At 45.1% G+C, this 17,012-nt stretch carries 10 protein-coding genes and 2 CRISPR repeat arrays; all 10 genes read left to right on the forward strand.

Annotated elements, in window-relative coordinates; genetic code table 11:
* Position 1 precedes the first annotated feature (1 nt).
* The 10 genes from DWZ40_RS01605 (at position 2) to DWZ40_RS01650 (ending at position 16,893) form a co-directional block, all read left to right on the forward strand.
* On the forward strand, positions 2-673 hold the full coding sequence (locus DWZ40_RS01605) for a hypothetical protein (RefSeq protein WP_118540407.1): 672 nt from the start codon (positions 2-4) through the stop codon (positions 671-673).
* Between the two features lie 266 nt (positions 674-939).
* A CRISPR array of direct repeats spans positions 940-2,165; the repeat unit is 32 nt; unit sequence GTCGCTTCCCTCGCGGAAGCGTGGATTGAAAT.
* Positions 2,166-2,323: 158 nt separating this feature from the next.
* Complete coding sequence (locus DWZ40_RS01610) at positions 2,324-2,638, forward strand: HIRAN domain-containing protein (RefSeq protein WP_118540408.1); 315 nt, start codon at positions 2,324-2,326, stop codon at positions 2,636-2,638.
* Between the two features lie 45 nt (positions 2,639-2,683).
* Positions 2,684-4,819 (forward strand): CRISPR-associated helicase Cas3', encoded by a 2,136-nt coding sequence (gene cas3 / locus DWZ40_RS01615; protein WP_118540660.1) that lies wholly within the window; start codon positions 2,684-2,686, stop codon positions 4,817-4,819.
* Positions 4,820-4,953: 134 nt separating this feature from the next.
* Positions 4,954-5,616, forward strand: coding sequence for a type I-C CRISPR-associated protein Cas5c (cas5c, locus tag DWZ40_RS01620; RefSeq protein ID WP_118540409.1), 663 nt, complete (start codon positions 4,954-4,956; stop codon positions 5,614-5,616).
* Positions 5,613-7,352, forward strand: coding sequence for a type I-C CRISPR-associated protein Cas8c/Csd1 (cas8c, locus tag DWZ40_RS01625; protein ID WP_118540410.1), 1,740 nt, complete (start codon positions 5,613-5,615; stop codon positions 7,350-7,352). Before cas5c ends, cas8c begins: the two co-directional genes overlap by 4 nt.
* Positions 7,353-8,264, forward strand: coding sequence for a type I-C CRISPR-associated protein Cas7/Csd2 (gene cas7c, locus DWZ40_RS01630; protein ID WP_118540411.1), 912 nt, complete (start codon positions 7,353-7,355; stop codon positions 8,262-8,264). It abuts the gene before it with no gap.
* Positions 8,264-8,926 carry a CRISPR-associated protein Cas4 gene (gene cas4 / locus DWZ40_RS01635; protein ID WP_118540412.1) on the forward strand — a complete coding sequence of 221 codons (663 nt, stop codon included), beginning with the start codon at positions 8,264-8,266 and terminating at the stop codon, positions 8,924-8,926. Before cas7c ends, cas4 begins: the two co-directional genes overlap by 1 nt.
* The gene (gene cas1c / locus DWZ40_RS01640) at positions 8,923-9,954 is read left to right on the forward strand and encodes a type I-C CRISPR-associated endonuclease Cas1c (RefSeq protein ID WP_118540413.1); all 1,032 of its coding nucleotides are present in this window, start codon (positions 8,923-8,925) and stop codon (positions 9,952-9,954) included. Before cas4 ends, cas1c begins: the two co-directional genes overlap by 4 nt.
* 11 nt (positions 9,955-9,965) lie before the next feature.
* A complete protein-coding gene (gene cas2 / locus DWZ40_RS01645; protein WP_118540414.1) occupies positions 9,966-10,256 on the forward strand; it encodes a CRISPR-associated endonuclease Cas2 in 291 nt (96 codons plus the stop codon).
* A 182-nt stretch (positions 10,257-10,438) separates the two neighbouring features.
* Positions 10,439-15,296: direct repeats of the CRISPR family, unit length 31 nt; unit sequence GTCGCTCCTTCGCAGGAGCGTGGATTGAAAT.
* A gap of 391 nt (positions 15,297-15,687) precedes the next feature.
* On the forward strand, positions 15,688-16,893 hold the full coding sequence (locus tag DWZ40_RS01650) for an NRAMP family divalent metal transporter (protein ID WP_118540415.1): 1,206 nt from the start codon (positions 15,688-15,690) through the stop codon (positions 16,891-16,893).
* The last annotated feature ends 119 nt before the right edge of the window (positions 16,894-17,012 follow it).

Consider the following 17,012-nt stretch of genomic DNA (forward strand, 5'->3'; position numbering starts at 1 on the left):
TATGAAGTATTTGTGGACAGAAGATACCGGTGCAGGTTTTCATTTCTGGCAATTGGTGAATCAACATTTCTTTGATGGTGAATTTGTCGTTGAAAGCAAAGAGAGTAATCAAGGTATATTGGATGCAATCTATCAGTTACAACCTGTTTCGGATGACATCTATTATATTGCATTTGATTATGTATTAGATAACCAGGATATAAGGAATAAGTATCGTATTTTAAAGCAATTGGCTAATCAGTCGAACGGTCATATTGTTATCTTGGATATGGTTTGTTTTGAATATTTAATTTTGGCATTTGATAAACTAATTTCATGGACAGGTACAGGAAAGAAAGATAAAATTAATGCGCGGGACGAGATTCTTTCAGCAATGGAAAATCATAGAATTAATTTATCGAAAATTAAAGATGAAAAAACATTACAATATTTGTCTGGTTTTAAACGGTTTTCCACAGAGCGTGTCATGAAATCATTGGCAGGTGAGTTGACTGAAAATGAAAAGTGGTCTATAAAAGGAACTCTGATGGGAGAGTGTTGGTATAAGAACTGCTGCGTATCAGATCATAAAGACCACTTTAGATGCGGGAAACCGGAACTTGAATCTGGAAACAAAAAAGTGACAGCATTAATTCTGTCAGAAGTTGTACAGCAGATTTTGAAAACGATATGATTTCGGAGTGGAGTATTGATTAATGATTACTTCATAATAAAATATGTTTTCATTATCAAATCTTAGGCAATTGTGGAAAGCATGTATGCATGTCATTGAATATGAGGTGCGAGTCGCAAGTACACATAAAAATACGTGTGGATTCGCACGTCTTCCAATAAGAATATTTTATTTGCTTGACGATATGAAAAAGAAATATTATTATTAGTTTGTAAGTCGTGCTATGATTTTTGCAGATATGCACGAGAAAATTGTACACATTTGCGGTCGCTTCCCTCGCGGAAGCGTGGATTGAAATTCAATCATGGCATTGTGTGCGTATGGCTTGAAATGTCGCTTCCCTCGCGGAAGCGTGGATTGAAATCTCTTGGGCGACTTTGGAAGTGTAGGAGGGAGACAGTCGCTTCCCTCGCGGAAGCGTGGATTGAAATGTCTTTCAGATATGCCACATTTCAAGCCATACGGTCGCTTCCCTCGCGGAAGCGTGGATTGAAATCTTTGCCAGACGGTCTAATCTGTGTCGCTATAATGTCGCTTCCCTCGCGGAAGCGTGGATTGAAATAGCTCCGCAAGCACTTCTTCCCGGTTTCGATACAGTCGCTTCCCTCGCGGAAGCGTGGATTGAAATTGATAGCCACGCATATAGACAAGGGGCATATACGTCGCTTCCCTCGCGGAAGCGTGGATTGAAATTGCCCCTGTGATATAATATCTAGCGTTGTCGCGCCGTCGCTTCCCTCGCGGAAGCGTGGATTGAAATATACAAAGACATCAAAAAACTGATGGCTGATCTGAGTCGCTTCCCTCGCGGAAGCGTGGATTGAAATTGGCAACAGAAAGGGGGTGTGTCTACGTGTCAGAAAGTCGCTTCCCTCGCGGAAGCGTGGATTGAAATAAGAAGATAGCAAACAAGCAAGTAGACCATTTTGTCGCTTCCCTCGCGGAAGCGTGGATTGAAATCAAGCTGTTTCAGACTTTCAATAACCGGGGCAAGGTCGCTTCCCTCGCGGAAGCGTGGATTGAAATTTCCCGCTCTCCTGCACCCTCTCCTGCAACTTCGTCGCTTCCCTCGCGGAAGCGTGGATTGAAATTGCCTCCAATGCAATAGAATTTGAAAAAAGTCCATTGTCGCTTCCCTCGCGGAAGCGTGGATTGAAATGTCTGCGTCAGCGGCACAGGATCACCCAGGCTCTCAGTCGCTTCCCTCGCGGAAGCGTGGATTGAAATGATACATAAAGTTTAATAAATAAAGGAGATCATTAGTCGCTTCCCTTGCGGAAGCGTGGATTGAAATGTCAATAAAGAATATAGTTTCACGCGCTGAATCGGTCGCTTCCCTCGCGGAAGCGTGGATTGAAATCGTACATGCCGATGATTACAGGCAGCTTTATCAGTCGCTTCCCTCGCGGAAGCGTGGATTGAAATGTTTCAGCATCCGCAAGGCGGCTTTCCTGACCTTGGTCGCTTCCCTCGCGGAAGCGTGGATTGAAATAAGCTAGAATACCGGAGCTGTCATAAGTATGAGGCTCGCTTTCCTCACGTAAGCACAAATTCCAGAAATATCCAGTATCTTAAATACCTGGCATTTTTATAGTACACCTATACAATTATAATGTAACACAACAAGAACATTATATGAGGAGGGTGTATATGGCAGAATTATATTTTACAATTTCTGGCTGTAAACATTATTACGGTACGGATTTTATGGAGAAGGGCATGAAAGTCCAACTCGTAAAAGAACCGGACAATGAATTTGACAAAGAAGCCATTCAGGTGATGGTAAAAGGTCTCGGAAAATGTGGTTATGTGGCGAATAGTCCTTATACCGTAAAGGGGGAATCCATGAGTGCCGGAAGATTGTATGATAAGATTGGAGATACGGCAAAGGGAAAGATTTTGTTTGTTTTGGATCAGGGTGTGTTATGTAAGATCACAGATACAGGAATAAAAAGTGAAGAATAGAGAAGGTGTTTGTTTCGTTGCGCATTGCGCGGAAAGGAATGTACTGTGAAATATATTGCACACAAAGATGGAGAACGGCAACAGTCGGTTTTGGATCATTTGGAGGGGACTGCGAATCTGGCAGGAATTTTTGCAGATGCTTTTTGCAAACAGGACTGGGGATACTGTTGTGGAATGCTTCATGACATAGGAAAGTATTCTGATGAATTCCAAAAAAAGATTCAAACGGAAAGCGATGACCGGGTTGATCATGCGACAGCCGGTGCGCAGGAGTGCGAGAAAAAGGGCGGACTTTATCCGATATTAGAATATTGTATCGCAGGTCACCATGCGGGGCTACCGGATTACGGAAATAAGTCCGAACGTTCCTCACTGGTTGGTCGATTGAAAAAGAAAATACCGGATTATCATCATTATGCGGATGAGATAACATTTCCGCAATTGCAAACAATGCCGTTTGATCCGAACATGACGCCAGATCCGGATTTCTCATTGAGCGTATTTATCCGTATGCTGTATTCTTGTCTGGTAGATGCGGATTTTCTGGATACGGAATGTTTTATGCAAAACGGTAAGACGGAGCGGGAACAGGGCGAAGCTATGAATGTTCTCTTGAAAAAACTTGAAGATCATATTGTGGATTGGCTGAACGTGAAAGATATTGATACAATCAATGGAAGACGAACCGAAATTTTACAGCATTGCATGGAAACAGGGCAGAGCGCAGAACGTGGTTTGTTCCGGCTGACTGTTCCAACAGGCGGTGGAAAAACAGTGGCATCGCTTGCATTTGCCCTCTGTCATGCGGCAGCACACCATATGGATCATATTATTTATGTCATTCCTTACACCAGTATCATCGAGCAGAATGCGGCTGTATTTCGGGAGATTTTAGGAGAGCAGAATGTTCTGGAACATCATAGCAATGTGGATTATACCAGTTCAGAAGAGCTCCGGCCCATGCAGCTGGCATCGGAAAATTGGGACAAGCCGGTTGTGGTGACGACGAATGTACAGTTTTTTGAATCTTTGTTTGCCAGCAAATCGTCAAAATGCAGAAAACTTCATAACATTGCTAATAGTGTAATCATATTTGATGAAGCACAGATGTTTCCAATTGAATATCTAAAACCTTGTCTGTTGATGTTAGAGGAATTGGCAGCAAATTATCGCTCCAGCATTGTTTTGTGCACCGCTACGCAGCCTGCATTCACAGAGTTGTTTCAAAAATCATGGAAGATTACGGAGCTATGCCCAAGAATGGAAGAACAGTTTTCTTTCTTTAAACGGGCACAGTTTGAAAATATTGGAGTCGTCTCCGAGGAAGTCATGGCAGAACGTCTGCTGGGAGAACATCAGGCACTTTGTGTTGTGAATACCAAAAAACGGGCACAACATCTGTATCAGCGTTTGAAGGGCGATGGTGTATTTCATTTATCAACGACGATGTATCCCAATCATAGAAGAAGAGTTTTGAAATTGATACGCAGCCGGCTGAAGCAGGGAGAAACATGTATCCTGATTTCTACCAGCCTGGTAGAGGCAGGGGTTGATCTTGATTTTGAAACCGTGTACCGCCAGATCGCAGGTGTAGATTCTATGATCCAGGCAGCAGGAAGATGCAACAGGGAAGGAAAACGGCCGCTCCAGGATAGCCGGGTTTATATTTTTGATTTTGAAGGTGCAGAGAATGTCCCAAGCCAGAGACAACAGATGGATGCGGCCAAATCTCTTTTAAAAGATGGTGCTGATCTTTCAGATCCAGAAAGTATTACCTGTTATTTTAAGATGTTATACCATTATAAAGAAGATCAGATGGATAAAAAAGAGGTACTGTCTGAATTTAAAAACAAGGATTATCATTTTGCGAAAGTCGGAAATGAATTCCGTCTGATTGAAGAAGGCAATAAAACTGTTTTTATCAATCGGGAGGAAGAAGCTGGCCAGATTTTACAGCAACTGCGTTTTCAGGGATATACGAAAGGTACATTGCGGAAAGCCCAGCAATATTGTGTCAGTATTTATGACAAAGAGTTTGAAAAAATGAATGGTGCCGGGATGTTACGGCCGATTTCAGAGGATCTGGAAGATTTCTATGAACTGATTTTAGATACCCAGTATACGGATGAGATGGGACTTGATTTGGGTGTTGAGCAGGGTATGGCATTATTTATCGGATGAATGGTTGGCCGATTTGAAATGAGAAGAATCGGAAAATCCTGTTACTGGACATGTATGTGTGAATGCTAATCACAGAGGTATCGGTGAATGGAAGAAATTTGTAATTATGGAAATATAGGAAAGGGGTGAATACTATGGCTGTGGGAGTTAAGGTCCGTGTCTGGGGACCGTATGCATTATTCACCAGACCGGAAATGAAAGTAGAACGATGTTCGTACGATGTCATAACACCGTCTGCAGCAAGGGGAATTTTGGAGGCGGTATACTGGCATCCGGGGTTGAAATGGGTCGTAGATAAAATCTATGTCAAAAAGCCGATCCGTTTCACGAGTGTGCGGAGAAATGAGGTAAAGAGCAAGATCTCTGCAAGTAATGTGCTGCAAGTGTATAATGGAGTAGACAAACCACTTTATCTCAATACAAAAGAAGATATCGTGCAGCGGGCATCCATTATTTTGACCGACGTGGAATATGTGATTGAAGCACATTTTGAAATGACGGATTATGCAAGCAAAACGGATAATCCTGGAAAGTTTAAGGATATTACCATGAGGCGCTTAAGGAGGGGGGAATGTTATCATATGCCTTATTTTGGCTGCAGAGAGTTCCCGGCGCATTTTGCTTTGTGTGAAGAGGACGAAGTACAAACCTGGTATGATGCAATACCGGAAAAAGATCTGGGTTACATGTTGTATGATCTGGATTATTCGGACCAAAACGACATCCAGCCTATGTTTTTCCGGGCCGTTATGAAACGTGGATGCATTGATCTGAGAAACTGTGAGGTGATACGGTGATTCTGGAAACATTGGTCAGGCATTATGAAAATTTAGCAAAACAGGGAAGCGTTTCTAAACTGGGCTGGTGTCAGGCAAAAGTTTCATATGGGATTAATCTTACAAAAGATGGAACGGTAAAGGAAATTCTGTCTTTAAAGCATGAAGAAGAACGTGGAAAAAAGAAAGTCTTGCAGCCGGCACAGAAGTCGGTGCCACAAATGGTAACCAGGTCTTCTGGTGTTGCGGCCAATTATCTTTGCGATAATTCCAAGTATTTGCTGGGAATTGATAAAGACGGAAGCTCTGGCCGTGTGCAAGATTGCTTTTTAGCAGCGAAAGAAAAACATTTGAAATTACTTCAAAACGTGGATAGTACTATGGCAAACGCAGTCCGTACCTATTTTGAAACATGGAATCCTTCACAGGCAAGCGAAAATGCGTTAATACGGGAACACTGGGATGAAATTACAGATGGCGGCAACCTGATTTTTTGCATGAATGAAGAGGAAGCGCAGGATGATGCTGCCATTCGCGCAGGCTGGGATGAAACTCAGACTGGAGATGATCAGAAAACAGATGGCATCTGCATGGTGACTGGAAAACCAGCTGAAATATCACGAATTCACAGGACGATAAAAGGGGTACCGGGAGCGCAGTCCAGCGGTGCTGCCCTGGTTTCCTTTAATGCACCGGCCTTTGAATCGTATGGAAAAGAGCAGAGTTATAATGCTCCGGTCGGAAGGTATGCGGAGTTTGCGTATACGACAGCGCTGAATTATCTGCTGGATCAGAATAAATACCGGCTTCAGATTGGCGATACCATGATTGTATACTGGGCTGAAAGCGGGCAGGAAGCGTGCCAGAAAGCATTCTCGTTTGTGATAACGCCCAATCATGATAATCAGAGAGAAATCCAGAAAGTGTTTGATGGTTTACAAAAGCAGAAATATATCGATCTGGATGATATTGAGATTGACCCGGAACAAAAATTTTATATTCTGGGGATTGCACCGAATGCAGCACGATTATCTGTGCGTTTCTTTTATGAAGATTCTTTTGGAAATATATTGGAAAACATTGCTGCGCATTACCGGAACATGGATATCGTAAAACCCAAATGGGAGGAACGGGAATATCTTGGTGTTCGGGAGATGTTAGATGAAACGGCCAATCAGAAATCGAAAGATAAAAAGCCGGTGCCCAATATGGCAGCTATGGTTATGCAGGCCGTCATATCCGGAGACCGGTATCCAGCAAGTCTGTTTACAGATCTGCTGATCCGGATTCGCGCGGAACAGGGAACTGTTACCTGGGGGCGCGCAGCCATGATAAAAGCATATTTGATCCGCAATTGCAATTGGGAGAAAGGGGAGAATTATATGGGATTGAATAAAGAAAGCCGGGATAAGGCTTATGTGCTGGGACGCTTATTTGCCGTGTTGGAATCGATTCAGAAGGATGCAAATCCGGAAATCAAAGCCACGATCCGGGACCGCTATTTCAATTCCGCATGTGCGACTCCGGCAGTTGTATTTCCGGTCCTGATTAAGCTTAAGAACAGTCATATCAAAAAGCTGGAGCGGGAGAAGACGAAGTTAAAGGATGATTATGAAGAACTCTTGGCTGAAATCATGGACAAATTGGAAGAAGAAACAAGTTTTCCATTGCGCCTGACTTTGGAGGAGCAGGGGAAGTTTGACCTTGGGTATTACCATCAGATGCAGGAAAAATATAAGAAACGGGAGGATAAGTAAATGGCTGAAGCAATCAAAAACCGATATGAATTTGTCGCATTATTTGATGTGGAGAATGGAAATCCAAACGGAGATCCGGATGCAGGAAATATGCCGCGTATTGATCCGGAAAGTGGTCTGGGGCTGGTTACCGATGTCTGCCTGAAACGGAAAATCCGCAATTATATTGACCTGGTAAAGGAAGGGGAACCTGGGTATCAGATTTACATTCGCGAGGATGTTCCGTTAAACCGGAGTGACCGCACAGCATGTGAGTCCATGGGAATCACAGAAACGGATGAGAAGAAAGTGACGGAAGAATTGAAAAAGTTAAAGAAAAATGATCCGGATGCAGATGTGAAGATCCGTGATTACATGTGCAGCAACTTTTTTGATATCCGTACCTTTGGAGCTGTTATGACAACCTTTGTAAAGGCAGCATTGAACTGTGGACAGGTGCGTGGTCCGGTACAGCTTGGATTTGCGCGGAGCATTGATCCGATTATCAGTCAGGAAGTTGCTATCACCCGAGTTGCCATCACTACCGAAAAAGATGCAGAAAGCAAGAATACAGAAATGGGACGGAAGAATATTGTTCCGTATGCGCTTTACCGGGTAGAAGGTTATGTTTCTGCAAATCTGGCAAGAAAGGTAACCGGATTTTCGGAAGAAGACCTGGAACTTTTATGGGAGGCGATCATCAATATGTTTGAGCATGATCACTCAGCAGCACGTGGAAAAATGGCTGTGAGGGAACTGATTGTATTCAAACACAGCAAGGAGTTGGGAGATTGCCCGGCCTATAAACTGTTTGATGCAGTTGAAGTGAAACGCAAGGAGGATGTTGTATATCCGAGAAAATATCAGGATTACACCGTATGTGTGCACACAGAAAATATCCCGGAGACTATATCTGTGAAAAGGATGATATAATGGAATATTCCGAAGATGATTATTTGATGATATCTGGTATTCAGCATTTTAAATTCTGCAGGAGACAGTGGGCGCTGATTCATATTGAGCAGCAGTGGGAGGAAAATGAACATACCGTGATTGGAGAACTGATGCACAAAAAGGCACACGACCCTTACATTACTGAGAAACGGAAAGATACAATCATCGCCCGTGCGCTTCCGGTATCATCCAGAATTATGGGAATCAGCGGAGAATGTGACATCGTGGAGTTTCATAAATGCGAAGACGGAATTCAGTTGTATGGACACCGAGGCACGTATTCTGTGTACCCGGTAGAATACAAGAAAGGAAAACCAAAACATTCGGAGGAAGATATCCTTCAGCTTGTTGCACAGGCTATGTGTCTGGAAGAAATGTTTTCGACAGAGATACCAGAAGGTGCACTTTTTTACGGCGAAACCAGAAGGCGCGAAGTGGTACCGGTTACAGATGATCTGCGGACTGAAGTAAAAGCAATGTTTCAGGAAATGCACCAGTATTTTGCACGCAGATATACACCGAAAGTGAAACCGAGTAAGGCATGTAATTCCTGTTCTCTGAAGGATCTGTGTCTGCCAAAACTGGCAAGGAGCGGGACTGTAAAACATTATCTTGAGCAAAGGCTGGAGGAAACCGAATGAAGAAATTATTGAATACGCTTTATGTCACTTCGGAAAACAGTTATTTGTCACTTGACGGTGAAAATATTGTGATTTACGATGCAGATACAGAATGCGGAAGATTACCGTTACATAATCTGGAAGGAATCGTTTCGTTCGGCTACAGAGGAACAAGCCCCGCACTGATGGGAGCATGCGTTGATCGTAATATTTCGTTATGTTATCTGACACCACAGGGAAAATTCCTGGCAAGAATCAGTGGGAAAGTACGCGGCAATGTCATTTTGCGAGAACAGCAGTATGAGAGCAGTAAAAGTGAAACCATGAGCATGGAAATTGCCAGAAACTGTATCATGGGCAAAGTATATAATGCAAGATGGGTCCTGGAGCGTGCACTTCGGGATCATCCCATGCAGATTGATGTGGAACGGGTCAAGACAGCATCGTCACAGTTAAAGGACAGCCTGGAATGGATACGGAACAGTCAGAGTAAAGATCAGCTTCGTGGATATGAGGGAGAGGCAGCCAGTATTTATTTTGGTGTGTTTGATCAGTTGATTTTGCAGCAGAAGAAAGACTTTCCGTTTACAGGACGAAATAAACGTCCGCCGTTAGATAACATCAATGCGATGTTATCCTTTGTATACACGCTGCTGACCACTTCAATTACTTCCGCATTGGAATGCGTTGGTCTGGATCCGTGCGTAGGATATCTTCATACGGAGCGCCCGGGGCGAGCCTCTTTGTCTTTAGATTTGATCGAAGAATTACGAGCCGTCATGGCAGACAGGTTTGTATTGTCTCTGGTAAACAAAAAGATTGTAAGTGGAAAAAACTTTACGAAAAAAGAAAACGGTGCCGTTCTTATGGATGATGATCTGAGAAAGAAACTGTTGACGGAATGGCAGAATCGAAAAAAAGACATCATCACACACCCATATCTGGGCGAAAAAGTAGAATGGGGAATGGTTCCATATGTTCAGGCTATGCTCCTTGCAAGATATCTGCGTGGTGACCTGGATTCCTATCCGGTTTTCCTTTGGAAGTGAGGTGGCAGAAGATGCTTGTATTGATTACTTATGATGTAAATACAGAAACAGCAGCAGGAAGAGCCCGCTTGCGAAAAGTTGCCAAGCAATGTGTGAACTACGGGCGAAGAGTGCAAAATTCTGTGTTCGAATGCATTCTCGATAACGCCCAATGCATTATGCTAAAATCCATTCTGACAGATATCATAGATGCTGAGGTGGACAGCCTGAGATTTTATTATCTGGGAAATAAATACCAGACGAAAATCGAGCATGTAGGTGTAGACCGCGGTACAGCCGCTGATCAGGTATTGATTATGTAGTACGTGTTCGGTGCGAGTCGAAAGTGTACATAAAAATGACAGGAGACTCGCACCCGAAAAAAGTAACAAAACGTGTTAAATGAGCATTTATCGAAATCAATTTGAAACATCCTAAAAATATGATTTGTGCGAAATGTGAGAGAAGATTGTATGTTGGAGAAAGAAAATTAGTGATAAATGACGTCGCTCCTTCGCAGGAGCGTGGATTGAAATTCGAAGCTATGTATATACGACTCCGAATCCACCGTCGCTCCTTCGCAGGAGCGTGGATTGAAATTACAAGGGAAGATGTAAAGGACGCATTGAAAGCCGTCGCTCCTTCGCAGGAGCGTGGATTGAAATGGCTGATGAATGAAAGAGGGTACGGAGTGGACTGGGTCGCTCCTTCGCAGGAGCGTGGATTGAAATAATCCCCCTTTGAGTGACCGCAGATATGCGGTAAGTCGCTCCTTCGCAGGAGCGTGGATTGAAATATCAATGAATAGGACAAGACCGAAGCAGATAGTTGTCGCTCCTTCGCAGGAGCGTGGATTGAAATTTCGGTCTGCCCTCTACAACTCGCTCTTGATACCGTCGCTCCTTCGCAGGAGCGTGGATTGAAATCTTTGCCAGACGGTCTAATCTGTGTCGCTATAATGTCGCTCCTTCGCAGGAGCGTGGATTGAAATAGTTGTATCGAAACCGGGAAGAAGTGCTTGCGGAGGTCGCTCCTTCGCAGGAGCGTGGATTGAAATGTTTTAAATGAGGACGGAACTTCAAAACAAGCTGATGTCGCTCCTTCGCAGGAGCGTGGATTGAAATATCACGCTCGTAAGTGTATCAGACTGCTTCTCAAGTCGCTCCTTCGCAGGAGCGTGGATTGAAATCGTAAATTATGAGAACGGTCATAAGCTCCAATGGAGTCGCTCCTTCGCAGGAGCGTGGATTGAAATTCGATTGACCCATTTTGAAACAAAGTACGTATAGTCGCTCCTTCGCAGGAGCGTGGATTGAAATCCTGTTTCGATACAACTGAACCGGCTCCTGCAAGGTCGCTCCTTCGCAGGAGCGTGGATTGAAATGACTGACTCCCTACACACCGAAACCCCTGATAAATGTCGCTCCTTCGCAGGAGCGTGGATTGAAATAATGTGCTGCTAACGCCTGTTATCACCCACTTAGTCGCTCCTTCGCAGGAGCGTGGATTGAAATCGGTCAAGCCACGACTAAACCAGCCGTATGACCTGGTCGCTCCTTCGCAGGAGCGTGGATTGAAATAAGTGAAAAGTGTAAGAGTGTATCCGGTATATCAGTCGCTCCTTCGCAGGAGCGTGGATTGAAATTATCGGGAGCTGTTTCCTGCTGGCAGTCTCCAGCAGGGTCGCTCCTTCGCAGGAGCGTGGATTGAAATTTTGTATGAGGGCAAGGTCATGGTAGATGAAATGACGTCGCTCCTTCGCAGGAGCGTGGATTGAAATCTGTCCGATGAGCTGGTTACTACCGATTGTATACGTCGCTCCTTCGCAGGAGCGTGGATTGAAATCGTACTTGTCTCCTTGCGAAATGATATATGTGTGTCGCTCCTTCGCAGGAGCGTGGATTGAAATCCGTATGACAGGCTTAAAAAAATAGCTGATTACTTGTCGCTCCTTCGCAGGAGCGTGGATTGAAATGTGTCCTTATGGTAAACCACATTCAGTACATTCTTCGTCGCTCCTTCGCAGGAGCGTGGATTGAAATCCAGTGTATATGTGGTAACTTGCGTCACCCGTCAGTCGCTCCTTCGCAGGAGCGTGGATTGAAATTTGATTGGAAAGTACGTTTGCCCAAACATTCCGGTCGCTCCTTCGCAGGAGCGTGGATTGAAATCGCAAAACAGGCAGAAGCAAACAACAGCAGGGAGTCGCTCCTTCGCAGGAGCGTGGATTGAAATTTGGCTACCGTCCTTGTCATAAGAGACGATTTCCCGTCGCTCCTTCGCAGGAGCGTGGATTGAAATGAGGACAAGGACAGCAAACGAAGCTACATTGCCGTCGCTCCTTCGCAGGAGCGTGGATTGAAATTTAAATGGAGTATCACAAATCATAGCCAAATCAGGGTCGCTCCTTCGCAGGAGCGTGGATTGAAATCAAAAATCATGAGGATAGTTTTACCTTTACCCCTGTCGCTCCTTCGCAGGAGCGTGGATTGAAATGATCTGCATTTTATGCTCCGGCCAGCACACCGTTGTCGCTCCTTCGCAGGAGCGTGGATTGAAATCCAGATGTACGACAAGTATGCAACAGAAGCTAAAGTCGCTCCTTCGCAGGAGCGTGGATTGAAATTTCCGTATCCGGTATGACTGCATATGTTGGCGATCCGTCGCTCCTTCGCAGGAGCGTGGATTGAAATCTGTATCAAAAGTTCCTGGCTTATTTTGCGACAATAGTCGCTCCTTCGCAGGAGCGTGGATTGAAATCGTTGGCTTCGCCCATGTACTCGTTGTCGTAGGCGTCGCTCCTTCGCAGGAGCGTGGATTGAAATTTTAGGAGGTGGATACGATGATCGAATGTCATGAGCGTCGCTCCTTCGCAGGAGCGTGGATTGAAATACGAAGTAGTACCACGCCGGGACCTTGCCTTGCGTAGTCGCTCCTTCGCAGGAGCGTGGATTGAAATGTTTTGTTCAGCGTAGTGTTTTTGTACCCGCATTGTCGCTCCTTCGCAGGAGCGTGGATTGAAATAAGGTATTCTTTATCCGTGTAAGTGTCAAATCCAGTCGCTCCTTCGCAGGAGCGTGGATTGAAATCAGTGTTTATGCGGGTTTGCGGGTTTTAAGTATGTCGCTCCTTCGCAGGAGCGTGGATTGAAATCGGTGTCACTGCCAAGAAGGTTACCCTCTTTGAGTCGCTCCTTCGCAGGAGCGTGGATTGAAATTGGCAGGGCGAATGGGCTGGTGGTGTGGTTGTTGGGTCGCTCCTTCGCAGGAGCGTGGATTGAAATTTAATCTTAAAAAGCTCAATGAGATATGCGTTTCGGTCGCTCCTTCGCAGGAGCGTGGATTGAAATCTCGCTCCATTTTTAAGGTAAAAGTTTCCAATCGTCGCTCCTTCGCAGGAGCGTGGATTGAAATATATACTATCACCCTATTTTGATTTTATGTTATACGTCGCTCCTTCGCAGGAGCGTGGATTGAAATCTATGTTATCACGGTGACAGCCAGTGCAGACAAGTCGCTCCTTCGCAGGAGCGTGGATTGAAATACTGTAAGCATCCGGGTCATAGTTCCACGGGATTTGTCGCTCCTTCGCAGGAGCGTGGATTGAAATCTTGATATTGCTGCCAAGAAAACCTTCCAGTGTTGTCGCTCCTTCGCAGGAGCGTGGATTGAAATTAGGAAAGCGTACAGCCCTCATTATCAATCGGCGTCGCTCCTTCGCAGGAGCGTGGATTGAAATTGTTGTAGTAGGCGGTGTTGCTGTGGCTGTGGTCTGTCGCTCCTTCGCAGGAGCGTGGATTGAAATATTTGTGCGGGTAACCTTGGAAACAAGGGTTGTCGTCGCTCCTTCGCAGGAGCGTGGATTGAAATAACCAAAGAAGACGTTGAAGCGGCATGGGACGGGTCGCTCCTTCGCAGGAGCGTGGATTGAAATGCCATATTCTTCCCCTTTCCACAGATAGCGGCAAGGGTCGCTCCTTCGCAGGAGCGTGGATTGAAATGTTTTGACCTTGTAAAGATCAATAGGGGGCGAGAAGTCGCTCCTTCGCAGGAGCGTGGATTGAAATCTTATAGAAGTTTAAGGTATACTTGTCGTTACTGGGTCGCTCCTTCGCAGGAGCGTGGATTGAAATATGCAAAGTTACAAAGAACCCGTTGCAGCACTTGGTCGCTCCTTCGCAGGAGCGTGGATTGAAATATCCGGAGCATCCGGAAAATACGGCTGCTCCTTGTCGCTCCTTCGCGGGAGCGTGGATTGAAATTTTTATTTGCGGCCATGCTTGAAGGTCAGGCCCTGTCGCTCCTTCGCGGGAGCGTGGATTGAAATCCGTTTGGTATCGCTCACATTCTCCGCGGCTTTGGTCGCTCCTTCGCGGGAGCGTGGATTGAAATCAGAAAGTCACGTATTGTACAAAAATATTACACGTCGCTCCTTCGCGGGAGCGTGGATTGAAATTGATTGTGTGGCTACGCAATCCCGTTGGGCTATGTCGCTCCTTCGCGGGAGCGTGGATTGAAATTGCTATGCAGATTGGCATGGAAATGGCGAAGAAGTCGCTCCTTCGCGGGAGCGTGGATTGAAATACAAGCCCGACCGTAATAGCCTGCTTGATGTCATGTCGCTCCTTCGCGGGAGCGTGGATTGAAATTGAACTCCCGCACGAATCACTGAACGTAATAACTGTCGCTCCTTCGCGGGAGCGTGGATTGAAATACCCAAGAACAGATTGATGACCTGTGGAAAATAGTCGCTCCTTCGCGGGAGCGTGGATTGAAATTTCCTGATGTTGGCCATCTTCCGCTTCATTTCCGTCGCTCCTTCGCGGGAGCGTGGATTGAAATATTTCTGAACCCCGGATTGGTTTTGTATCACCGTCGTCGCTCCTTCGCGGGAGCGTGGATTGAAATCCCTTGTCCACTTTTGATCTGGGCCTTTAGGACTGTCGCTCCTTCGCGGGAGCGTGGATTGAAATGTTATCTCCATACTCGGATGGCTTTTTCCTGATCGTCGCTCCTTCGCGGGAGCGTGGATTGAAATATAAATCAGCAAATCCTCGCCAGTAGCTTTCTTGGTCGCTCCTTTGCGGGAGCGTGGATTGAAATGTTACGGTAACGATTGACGCAGATTCTCCGATTGACGTCGCTCCTTCGCGGGAGCGTGGATTGAAATCTGGTAGATGTCTTTGACCCAACCAGCAGCCGGTGTCGCTCCTTCGCGGGAGCGTGGATTGAAATCAGATGGCTCTTGCTATGGCGAAAGGCCGTGTCGTCGCTCCTTCGCGGGAGCGTGGATTGAAATACCTGCAAGCAAATGAAAGGCATGGTGCGTGAGGGTCGCTCCTTCGCGGGATCGTGGATTGAAATCATTGCGCATATAAGGTAACTGTACCGTTATTGTGTCGCTCCTTCGCTGGAGTATAGTTCAACAGACTTAAAAAACATAAGTTTTAAACAAAAGAAAAACTTCGGACGCGCGCAAAAAAGAAATACAACTCAATGTAAAATTAAAAAAATAAAGATTTTAGTTGCATTTTCAGAAAATGTGGCGTATACTGTCTGCAATGGGAAGGCAACGGCGCTTTTAAAGCAAGATTTGTCTGCCCTTTTTTTGTATCATAAGAACTTTTGAAGTTATCTTATGAAACAATTTATCGCATACAGAAAAAATTTGGGAATGTGTTTTCTGTATGGATTGTAACTGCTCGGCTTCCGATCGGTTGGTTGCATAAATTTTTATTAGACAGGAGGACTTCATATGAGTGAAAAGAAAAAAGGCGGCAGCGCGCTCTTGGGAGCAGCATTTTTGATGGCAACATCTGCAATTGGACCAGGTTTCCTTACTCAGACATCCACATTTACGGGTCAGTATCAGGGCAGTTTTGGCTTTGTCATTCTGGTATCGATCATCCTCGCGGCAATCGCACAGATTAATATCTGGCGTGTCCTTTGTATTACAGGCCTGCGTGGACAGGATGTCGCAAATAAAGTTCTTCCGGGACTTGGATATTTTGTATCATTTATGATCGTTCTTGGCGGACTTGTTTTCAACATTGGTAACGTTGGCGGTGGCGCATTAGGCTTGAATACGTTGCTTGGGATTCCGACCACAGTGGGTTACGTCATTGCAGCAGCGATTGCAATCATGGTTTTCTTATTTAAAAATGCAAAAGCAGCCATGGATACGCTGACGAAGGTACTTGGAGCGATCATGATCGCGGTTATCTTTATTGTAATTATTGTAGTAAAACCTCCGGTAGGAGATGCTCTGAAAAATACATTTGCTCCGTCAACCGGTATTCAGCCGTTATTCCCGGCAATCCTTACCCTGATGGGCGGAACCGTTGGTGGTTACATAACCTTTGCAGGTGCACACAGACTGATTGATGCAGGTATTACCGGCGAGGAAAACTTAAAAGAAGTAAACAGAAGTTCCGTTATGGGTATTACGATTGCAACAATTGTTCGTATTTTCCTGTTCCTTGCTGTACTTGGTGTTGTTTCCAAGGCCGGTGTGGAGCTTGACGCATCCAACCCGGCTGCAAGCGCATTCAAACAGGGCGAAGGTGAGATTGGATATCGTTTTGCAGGACTTGTGCTTTTATGTGCAGCAGTTACCTCGATCATTGGCGCAGCTTACACATCCGTATCTTTCTTAAAGACATTCAATAAGTCGATTGAGAAGAACGAAAATGCCTTGATCATCGCGTTTATTGTAGTTTCTACTGCAGTTATGATCATTCTTGGAAATCCGGCAACCCTGTTGGTTGTTGCAGGTGCATTTAATGGACTGATCCTTCCGATTACCCTTGGTATCTGCCTGATTGCTTCTCAGATGAAGTCGATCATGGGACCGGATTATCATCATCCGACAGTCCTTCTGATTCTTGGAATTATTGTTGTGATCTTATCCGCATATATGGGTATTCCGACGTTTGTAACAAAGATGGGCGGACTGTTCTAGTGCAGTGTATCGGTCATTTGGCGAAATGTGAGCGACCATCACACGGGCTGGGATTATGAATTACTGGTCGCGTTATGACGTTTGCTTCAAATGAAATATAAAAACAGAAGGGACTGCAG

This window comes from Clostridium sp. AF32-12BH, from assembly GCF_003477935.1.
In the GTDB taxonomy this organism is placed as follows: Bacteria; Bacillota; Clostridia; order Lachnospirales; family Lachnospiraceae; genus Brotaphodocola.

What these genes read in the sequence shown, in the direction of transcription:
- cas2 (WP_118540414.1), top strand. Translation starts at nt 9,966, where the DNA reads ATGCTTGTATTGATTACTTATGATGTAAATACAGAAACAGCAGCAGGA.
- cas1c (WP_118540413.1), top strand. Translation starts at nt 8,923, where the DNA reads ATGAAGAAATTATTGAATACGCTTTATGTCACTTCGGAAAACAGTTAT.
- cas4 (WP_118540412.1), top strand. Translation starts at nt 8,264, where the DNA reads ATGGAATATTCCGAAGATGATTATTTGATGATATCTGGTATTCAGCAT.
- DWZ40_RS01610 (WP_118540408.1), top strand. Translation starts at nt 2,324, where the DNA reads ATGGCAGAATTATATTTTACAATTTCTGGCTGTAAACATTATTACGGT.
- DWZ40_RS01650 (WP_118540415.1), top strand. Translation starts at nt 15,688, where the DNA reads ATGAGTGAAAAGAAAAAAGGCGGCAGCGCGCTCTTGGGAGCAGCATTT.
- cas7c (WP_118540411.1), top strand. Translation starts at nt 7,353, where the DNA reads ATGGCTGAAGCAATCAAAAACCGATATGAATTTGTCGCATTATTTGAT.
- cas5c (WP_118540409.1), top strand. Translation starts at nt 4,954, where the DNA reads ATGGCTGTGGGAGTTAAGGTCCGTGTCTGGGGACCGTATGCATTATTC.
- DWZ40_RS01605 (WP_118540407.1), top strand. Translation starts at nt 2, where the DNA reads ATGAAGTATTTGTGGACAGAAGATACCGGTGCAGGTTTTCATTTCTGG.